Raw genomic sequence first — 8,095 nt, forward strand, 5'->3', positions numbered from 1 at the left:
CTGAAAATTATCAGTAAGGGTGGATTTTTATGCCTCACAATAGAGCTGAGCGTGAACGAGCTGTGCGTGAAAAGTATGAATTTGTTGTCTTTGGCGGAGAATATAGTGTGTTTAATGCTCTCCTTGCCGCTGTGGATGGCATCATTACAGGTGGTAACTTCACTTATGCATTTCTCAAGAACGAGGCACGAAATTTCGGAATTGATCTTGCGACTGCTCTTTCCCAAGCCGGACTCAATCCACTCAATGAAACTTTGTACTTCGACAAGTTTGTCTTCAATAATTGGGAGAAGAAGTTTGGTATCAGAATAACACTTCCAAATAAATTTGTTCCCTACGTTGCTGCGAGAAAGAGAGAAACTCCTAAACGTCCGCGAGATGTTGCCAGTATCGATGGGCGATTCCGCGCTGTAAGCGACTTGGTTGGTACTTTGGGGTACGGGGCAGGTTTTCCAAATTTCCACGAAGCTAATCATGGAAATGGTGTTGTTTACGGAACTATCCTGATAAAAGCAAATTATGTTGAGTGGCGAGATATCCCCGCTGCCGATCTAGGTAACCCTGGAGATATCGGCGCAAGGTTTCGCGCTGTAAACGACTGGGCTGGCAAGAATAGCTATAAAGCAGGATTTCCGAACTTCCACCAAGCTGATTATGGAAATGGTGTTGTTTATGGAACTTTTCTTCTGAAAGACAACGCTACTGAGTGGCGAGATATCCCCGCTGCCGATCTAGGTAACCCTGGAGATATTGGTGCAAGGTTTCGCGCTGTAAACGACTGGGCTGTCAAGAATGGTTACAGAGGGGGATTTCCGAACTTCCACCAAGCTGATTATGGAAATGGTGTTGTTTATGGGACCATACTAATCAAGCATGAGGCTGCTGATTGGAGAGACATATCAGTGTCTGAGCTTCAAACGTAAGTTGCTAATGTACGAACTGGCATAAGTTCCTGGAAGAAGCCGTAATGCATTCAGGTTGGTGTTGTGCGACATCTTCACTGTCATATGCTGCTAGTGAAGATGTCGTCAAAAAAATTGAGAAACAAACTGAAAACAGTTAAATTGAATCTATTGAGCTTTGCCTTAACGGCTGCACATCGCCTGCACCGCTAGTTGCCACCTTCTTCAACAAATGTTTAAGGCTCTTGTAAATGAGATGTTGAGAGCTTTTAGAAACATATTTAAAGTTCATGCATTCGGCGTTTGTTTTGCAAGGTTTATGCTTAGATACTTTCATTAATAGTTATGGAGAAAATAATGAAACAGAATGTGACTTCTCGCGAATACAAGATTATGCTTCAGAAAGATCGCTTTAAAGATTGCTTGATTGGTTCGCAAGATAATCTTCTTGAAAAAGCTAGAGAATTCTGGGAGGATTTCAAAAAAATAATTCAAGATATTGTTATTGATACTGATGGTAGCCTTAATAAGGTAAAGAAAGAAAGAGAAATCAAATTCTATGACACTGCAGATCATGATATTCGGGAAAGTAATTATGTTTTTCGAGAGAGAGTTGATCTTAATACAGGAAAACGTGAGGTCGTACTCAAATATCGCCACCCAGATCGCTATGTCTCTCAAGATAGAGATATGACAGCAGCCGATATTGATGATGGAGAAACAAAATTTGAGGAAGACATTAAACCTCCCTTTTTAAGGCTTTACAGCTTCTCTACGAAGCAACCAATATCTAAAAGCAAAGATCTAAACAAACTGAATGATCTTGGTAAATTATATCCGGATCTGAAGAAGCAATTAAAACCTTATCAAAAGAATGAACCAATTGAGGTTGTGGGTAATTTCACTGCTAGAGAAATAGTTATTACAGGTGCAGATTTTCAAATTAGAGATAATCCTAAAGTGGAAGCTAAATGTGCATTAATTGCTTGGTATGAAGTCCAAGGTGAAGAGGATAAACCAGTTGAGGATAAACCAGTTATAGTTGAATTTAGTTTCAGATATAAAAATGAACAAGAGAAATATAGTGGAGAGGCATCCGAAAAAGTTTACGATGTCTTTGATAAATTACAAAAAGAATTAACAGAATGGGTTGACCTTAAGGGATCAACAAAGACTGCTTATGTTTATTCAAGAGCAAGTTAGGCAATTGACTTGCTCTGCAGTCGAGCGTCTGTATCTACTTTAATATGGGTCTTCAAGAAGGGATGTAGCAGTTTAGAGTCTTACGGGAAAGGCTGCAACGTATTAAGTCTTTTGAACACTTTACTAACCTTAGTAATGCGATCGAAGGTGGCAATGGAGCAATGGTAGAGCAGAAGGATTATTACCTCTCTCGATATGCCTGCTACCTCACCGCTATGAACGGCGATCCACGCAAGCCAGAAATTGCCGCAGCTCAAGCTTACTTCGCTGCCAAGACTAGAGAAGCTGAGACTATCGTCCCTGCCCAAAGCCTAGAAATAGAAAAGCTTCGGCTTCAGCTGGAACTATCTAAGTCTGAACTCGCTAGAAACCAATGCCAAGAGCGGCTATTGTCGGCAGCTCAGATATTGAATTATCACAACCCAGGGCTTGCGGCTTTGGCCCTGGGTAAGCCTGAGGCAATAGTCGAAGTAGAGAAGCCAGTAACCGTGATCGTGGATGCCTATGGTCGTGCTGAAAAATACGATGGTGTGACAATCACTGAGCTATCTAAACGGTATGGCTTTGGTCGAGGCACTAAGGCCAATAAGCAATGTCGGGAATGGATCAGGTCCATGGGCATCAATGACACCCAATGGATCGATGAGCCAGCGGCACATGTCACCAAGAAGCTGCCCAGGGAGATGCTGAGCGTATTGGATCAGGGTTTCCAGGGTGGGAGGGGTGAGCGGCAGAGGTTGGTGGGGGAGTGAGGCGTACAATAATGGCAGATAAGATACGAAAACCTGGATCTTATCTGCCAGATCTGATGATTAATATATAGCTTAGATGTCTACCTGTTAATCTACACTTCTGTTTAAACGAAAGACGATTATTAGGCAAGACATTAAGAGTAAATCTTTTGACACTTAAAAAATGGATACGTTTAACGCATTGGCTACATTTATTAGCGGAGCATCAGCAGTAATAGGTCTATTTTTTGTCGGTTTTCAATTGAGATCAAGTGAACGTCTAGCGAAAGCTCAATTTATTAACGAGTTAGCCAGGGATATTGATAACCATGCAGCAGCAGAATCTTATTTGGATAGAGGTGGACAATGGTACACGGCTAATGCCGCTTTTTCACAGGAAGATAAGGCGTTAATAGAAAAGTACTTGAACTTTTTTGAAAGAGTCAAGTTTATACTTGACACTAAAGTAATTGATATGGAGACAGTTGACGATTTATTTGCTTATCGCTTTTTCTACTTGGTTCACAATCCAAATGTTCAATCTGAAATTTTATTTAATACTGACATGCAAGCCTACTATCGCTCAATTTTTTGTCTATATTCAACATGGTTGAATTATAGGAAATCAAGAAAGCTTTCACTGCCTCGTCAAGGGTTTCTTCTGAAAACAGCCTCTTAGTTAGGATGATAAATATTAAAATCACGTCGCCCCAGGAACAGGATTTAAAAAAAATTTTATATGTGGATAATCTTGTTTTTAGTGATGAAAGCTACTCATTTCTTACCTTACGGCAGCTTTATGATGTGTGTGGCGACTTTTTTGTGGTTGCAAAAAAGTCAGAGAGTGAGATCGTCGGGTATACAATAGGTTGTCCTAAGGCGAATACGTTGGACTCTTGGATTTTAGCTCTTGCAATTGATCCTCGATATAGGCATCAAGGTATTGGCAGAAGATTAACTTCGTATCTTCTATCTCAACTTAAAGAGATAAAGACAAATTACGTTTTTTTGACAGTTGATCCTCAAAATACTATTGCGATTAATTTATATTCCGATCTTGGGTTTGAGTTTGTTGCCTATAAAGAAGATTATTTTGGCAAGAAATCTGCTCGCAATATCATGAAGAAGAAGCTACTCTGATCACCGAAGACCGCCCGTCAAAATCAAGCGATCGCGCCAAACTGGGTGCGATCGCGTTTGTTGTTTGCCCCTGTTGTGCTACATGACGGGTGCTGGACAATGCCGATATTACACGGCTGTCACACGCAACCGTAACATCACTGATTCGTTGTCAGGGCTATGCACCAGGGGTTCGCTTCCCTAACTGTTATGGGCTTATTGACTGTACTTTGCTCTAGGCAATCTTTTTTGTACGTTAAGGATTTGCCAAGAGGGCCAGGACAGGGGCAACTGTCTTGACCCTCGCCCACATCTGCACCAAGGCGATGCCATCGTGTGGGAACTTGATGTACGTTAGTACGTCATGGTAGTTAAGCGTAAAGCGTATAGTTGACCTGCCCCCTCTGGCAACCAATCGGCCAGGGGGTTTATTGTCTGAGCTACCCTCTAGTCCTCTAAACATACAAGGGGACTAACCAGAATGCCAGTCCCACCAAAGGCAGGACCGGCTAAACCTCGTATTGATGGGCTATGCCTTAATGAAGCCGGGTGTTAGTGCCTTGAGCTGTCGGTGGATCTTCATCTGTAGGTGCAACTCAGCATTGCTTACAGCATCGGCCTCATGGATAAGCTCAGACAGCTCTAAAACAAACTGGGTAAAGCGTACTAGTAGCCATAGCACAGAGAGGAAGGCTAGGCGGATTAGGGTTTTGATTATGTGTGTCATCGTCCTATGCCTCCGCCCAAGCATTAACAGCGGCTTTAACCTTCGACTCAATCTCAAGCTTCAGATGAACCTCAAGATCACTCAGCTGACCTTCGATGTAGCTACCTTTGTCCACGGCTTGAGTCAGTAGCCATAGGGGACAAACAACAAGCCACAACAACGTGTATAGGAGTATTCTCATCGTTCTAAATTCCGTAGGGTTGGTAAGGCCGGTCCCGTAGCGATGGAACCGGCGGTGATATGGACTAGCCGTTGTACTTGGCCAGAGCTGTTTGCATGTCCTCAGTGTTCTCTTGAGGAGTCGCTAAGACCTGCTCTACCGTCATCCCGATCTCGGCTAGGAACGCCTCAACACGAGTCGTCGGAATGCGATAGTCTTGCCCGGACTGACTGCACTCTGCGTACAGCTGGCCAAAGGTAGGGTTTTGGGTGAATGTGATCATGGCTATGCCCTCCCTACGCGGCGATCGCACTAGCGACAAACCGAGGCAGACGAATACCCACCTTACCTAGGTCCTGAAAGCACTCCACCATATCGCCACGGCGCAGAGTTTTAGCAAAACCCAGAGGCACCCAGAGCGTGTCGGTCCACCGGTCATCTACGGGTAGGTCATTCAGGCCTCGGATGCTGACTAACTGCACTTGGCTATGGCCACCAATGAAGATAGGACCATTGCTGTAGCGGCTAGCAGGCTTACTGACAGGGCCAAAGTCGATTACTTCTGCTAGGCAAACATCAGCCTGAGGTGGAGTGTTCTGCTCAGCGTAGTCCTGCTCAGCCTGGGCAACGCAGTCGTCATAGGAACCCATAAAGGTATTGGGGTAGGCACTATAGCGAACGTATTCCCAGTTCAGGCCGAGTTCTGGTGAGCATTGGATCAGTCCAATGGTGCGATCGTTCCAGGTGACCGCATGTTGGGTAAGGCTGGTTTCGGTTATCTGGAATTTAGTCGGTGTGGGCTTTTGAGTTAGAGTTTGCATAGTTTCAATTGCTATGTGGTTGGGACTGCAGGGCTGGGTGTCCAACTTTCCACGGGAAGACATCCAGCCTTTGCTATGACCTAAGAATAGCCATTATCTAGATAGCTGTCAACAGGTAGCTATAATTCGCTATCTAGATAGCTGTTGACATGTTTCTAGTATCTTGTTAGGGTGGCGCTAGAAGGATTGAGGCAATGTACGTGAAATGTCGTTTGAAGGAATTTATAGATTCCAAGGGTTTGACTCAAATGCAGGTAGCCGGTGATACAGGGTTAAGCCCCACTATCATCGGAAACTTATTCCACAATCGATTTAGCCGCCTAGACAACAAGACGGTTGCCATTATTTGTCGGCACTTTCAAGTAGAGCTAGGTGAAATGTTTTATCTCTCAGAAGATGTTGATTCGTTGTTAGGTGCAGGATGATCAACCTTACCGATATTCAGATTGAGGCGTTGCTGTCGGTGATGTTGAATGAGGCGGACGACAGGTAATTCTCAGAAGTAGATAGCGATTAAGCGAAGGTCGAGGCGAAGGTAGGTAAAGACTATGGTTGAGAAAGCTGTCGAGATGTTGGTCGGTCAAGCTCTTAACGGGGTGATTGGTCCTATCTTTGAGGCCACTTGGAGTTCCCTAAAGGCTCAGTATCATGAGGGGCTTACAAACACTGAGCAAGAACAAAAGCGCATCAAGTCCGAGAAAGCAATTGAGCGAGCTTCTATAAAGTATCACCAGAACTATTCAGACAGACACTGCAACATCAAGGTGCTTCCTGGCTTGATGAAGGAGCCAATGCCACTGAACAAGATTTATACAGCCGTCAAATTTCTAAAAGATTCAGACCTCAGGTGCTTTTCAAGCTTGGATGATCTGGAAGAGCAATATCGCCAAGCTAATAGACGACGATTTTGGTTCGGTGCAGATGAACGACAGGATGGGTTAATCGCTGCTAATAGTGAGCAATACCTGATGGTACTGGGTGGCCCAGGTGTAGGCAAAAGTACCTTTCTACGAAAGCTTGGACTAGAAGCATTAGAAAAACGGCTAGCTCATGATGTGGTGCCCGTATTTATTGAGCTTAAATCTTTCAAAAGTGAAGAGATGAGTCTGCAACAGGCGATCTCCAAGGAGCTGGAAGACTGTGGATTTCCGTATGCAGACAACCTTGTGAAGTCCATGCTTTTGGAAGGCAAGATGCTGGTCTTATTCGATGGCCTGGATGAGGTTCCATCTAAACAAGTAGATGGTGTGATTGAGCAGATTAAAAACTTCTGTGATCAGCACAATCAGAATCGTTTTGTTACCTCGTGTCGTATCGCTGCCTATAAAGGGGGCTTCAACCGGTTTACCGATGTGACGATGGCTGAGTTCGATGATGAGCAGATAGAGCAATTTGTTCGACGGTGGTTTAACTCCGCGCTTGACGAAGAATCGGGCACTGCAGAGAGATTCTGGGAGATGCTACAGCAAGATGAAAATGCTTCAGCTAAAGAATTGGCTCAGACTCCATTGCTGCTTACGTTCTTGTGCTTGGTTTATGACCGCTCTCAATCATTGCCTGCTGTACGTAGCACTCTCTATGAAGATGCACTGAATATCATATTGAAAGACTGGGCTGCTGAAAAGCGGATTAGACAAGACCCGATTTACCAAGGCTTCCATACTGATCTGGAAAAAGAGCTGTTGTCTGATATTGCCTATCAAAGCTTCAAAGCAGATCAACTCTTTTTCTCAAAACAGGAGATTATTAAACAGATTGCAGAATTCCTGGCTAATACTATAAGTAATTCAAAGTATCCTGATGGGGCCAATGTCCTTGAAGCAATTGAGGTTCAGCAAGGGATATTGGTAGAGCGAGCTGCGAATGCCTATTCATTTTCCCATTTGACACTTCAGGAATACCTTACAGCGAAGCACACCATTAGCCACTGGCTTATTGAGGAATTAGTTAGTGAGCATTTGACAGATGAACGTTGGCGAGAAGTTTTTCTCTTAACCTCAGGTTTGACAGGTGGGCGTAGTCATGAACTTTTGTTAGCTATGGAGCGACAGGCGAACACGTTTATTAGCTCACTAAAGCTTCAAGGTTTATTGCAATGGGCAATGCGTTTAAGTAGTGCATCACAGTCTAGTAACATAATGCTGGCCTCAAGGGCATGGCTTTTGTCTTTTGCCATCGAAATCGCCAGAGCCATCGACAGAGCTAGCATCATCGACATCGCCAGCGATAGCTACAACGCCATCGCCAGCAACAGAGCCAGAGCCATCGCCATCGCCAGCGTCGGAGACAGAGTCATGGACATAGTCAGAGCCATCGACAGCAACAGAGTCAGAACCAGAGCCATCGACAGAGCCAACACCATCGCCATCGCCATCGACAAAGTCAGAACCAGAGCCATCGACAGAGCCATCGACAGCAACAGAGTCAGAACC

11 protein-coding genes are annotated in these 8,095 nt (G+C 44.3%); 7 read left to right on the forward strand and 4 right to left on the reverse strand.

All coding sequences use genetic code 11. The features are described from left to right. Window positions 1–29 precede the first annotated feature (29 nt). From DXZ20_RS04565 to DXZ20_RS04585, 5 genes are all read left to right on the forward strand, one after another. On the forward strand, window positions 30–923 hold the full coding sequence (locus DXZ20_RS04565) for a hypothetical protein (RefSeq protein ID WP_163696729.1): 894 nt from the start codon (window positions 30–32) through the stop codon (window positions 921–923). A gap of 336 nt (window positions 924–1,259) precedes the next feature. Next, on the forward strand, window positions 1,260–2,105 hold the full coding sequence (locus DXZ20_RS04570) for a hypothetical protein (protein ID WP_163696731.1): 846 nt from the start codon (window positions 1,260–1,262) through the stop codon (window positions 2,103–2,105). A 161-nt stretch (window positions 2,106–2,266) separates the two neighbouring features. Continuing rightward, entirely contained in the window at window positions 2,267–2,857 is a 591-nt protein-coding gene (locus DXZ20_RS37210; RefSeq protein ID WP_250565614.1) for a hypothetical protein, read from the forward strand. Window positions 2,858–3,020: 163 nt separating this feature from the next. Further along, window positions 3,021–3,515: a hypothetical protein gene (locus DXZ20_RS04580; protein ID WP_163696733.1), complete on the forward strand. Its 495-nt coding sequence runs from the start codon at window positions 3,021–3,023 to the stop codon at window positions 3,513–3,515. 62 nt (window positions 3,516–3,577) lie between these two features. Then, window positions 3,578–3,976: a GNAT family N-acetyltransferase gene (locus tag DXZ20_RS04585; RefSeq protein ID WP_348918540.1), complete on the forward strand. Its 399-nt coding sequence runs from the start codon at window positions 3,578–3,580 to the stop codon at window positions 3,974–3,976. A gap of 508 nt (window positions 3,977–4,484) precedes the next feature. Here the strand turns inward: DXZ20_RS04585 and DXZ20_RS04590 are convergent. From DXZ20_RS04590 to DXZ20_RS04605, 4 genes are all read right to left on the reverse strand, one after another. Further along, window positions 4,485–4,682, reverse strand: a complete 198-nt coding sequence (locus DXZ20_RS04590; protein ID WP_163696737.1) for a hypothetical protein — start codon at window positions 4,680–4,682, stop codon at window positions 4,485–4,487. 4 nt (window positions 4,683–4,686) lie between these two features. Further along, on the reverse strand, window positions 4,687–4,863 hold the full coding sequence (locus DXZ20_RS04595; RefSeq protein ID WP_163696739.1) for a hypothetical protein: 177 nt from the start codon (window positions 4,861–4,863) through the stop codon (window positions 4,687–4,689). 64 nt (window positions 4,864–4,927) lie between these two features. After that, the gene (locus DXZ20_RS04600; protein WP_163696741.1) at window positions 4,928–5,125 is read right to left on the reverse strand and encodes a hypothetical protein; all 198 of its coding nucleotides are present in this window, start codon (window positions 5,123–5,125) and stop codon (window positions 4,928–4,930) included. A gap of 13 nt (window positions 5,126–5,138) precedes the next feature. Further along, a complete protein-coding gene (locus tag DXZ20_RS04605) occupies window positions 5,139–5,663 on the reverse strand; it encodes a hypothetical protein (RefSeq protein WP_163696743.1) in 525 nt (174 codons plus the stop codon). 194 nt (window positions 5,664–5,857) lie between these two features. Here DXZ20_RS04605 and DXZ20_RS04610 point away from each other — a divergent pair, with 194 nt between their 5' ends. Continuing rightward, window positions 5,858–6,088: a helix-turn-helix domain-containing protein gene (locus DXZ20_RS04610; RefSeq protein WP_163696744.1), complete on the forward strand. Its 231-nt coding sequence runs from the start codon at window positions 5,858–5,860 to the stop codon at window positions 6,086–6,088. A 123-nt stretch (window positions 6,089–6,211) separates the two neighbouring features. Continuing rightward, window positions 6,212–8,095, forward strand: a 1,884-nt coding sequence (locus DXZ20_RS04615; RefSeq protein ID WP_250565616.1) for an NACHT domain-containing protein, incomplete at its 3' end; no start/stop codon positions are given.

Source organism: Adonisia turfae CCMR0081, from assembly GCF_011009555.1.
Lineage (GTDB): Bacteria > Cyanobacteriota > Cyanobacteriia > Phormidesmidales > Phormidesmidaceae > Leptothoe > Leptothoe turfae.

Coding starts and splice junctions, on each gene's coding strand:
- DXZ20_RS04565 (WP_163696729.1), top strand. CDS start 30: ATGCCTCACAATAGAGCTGAGCGTGAACGAGCTGTGCGTGAAAAGTAT.
- DXZ20_RS04570 (WP_163696731.1), top strand. CDS start 1,260: ATGAAACAGAATGTGACTTCTCGCGAATACAAGATTATGCTTCAGAAA.
- DXZ20_RS37210 (WP_250565614.1), top strand. CDS start 2,267: ATGGTAGAGCAGAAGGATTATTACCTCTCTCGATATGCCTGCTACCTC.
- DXZ20_RS04580 (WP_163696733.1), top strand. CDS start 3,021: ATGGATACGTTTAACGCATTGGCTACATTTATTAGCGGAGCATCAGCA.
- DXZ20_RS04590 (WP_163696737.1), bottom strand. CDS start 4,682: ATGACACACATAATCAAAACCCTAATCCGCCTAGCCTTCCTCTCTGTG.
- DXZ20_RS04595 (WP_163696739.1), bottom strand. CDS start 4,863: ATGAGAATACTCCTATACACGTTGTTGTGGCTTGTTGTTTGTCCCCTA.
- DXZ20_RS04600 (WP_163696741.1), bottom strand. CDS start 5,125: ATGATCACATTCACCCAAAACCCTACCTTTGGCCAGCTGTACGCAGAG.
- DXZ20_RS04605 (WP_163696743.1), bottom strand. CDS start 5,663: ATGCAAACTCTAACTCAAAAGCCCACACCGACTAAATTCCAGATAACC.
- DXZ20_RS04610 (WP_163696744.1), top strand. CDS start 5,858: ATGTACGTGAAATGTCGTTTGAAGGAATTTATAGATTCCAAGGGTTTG.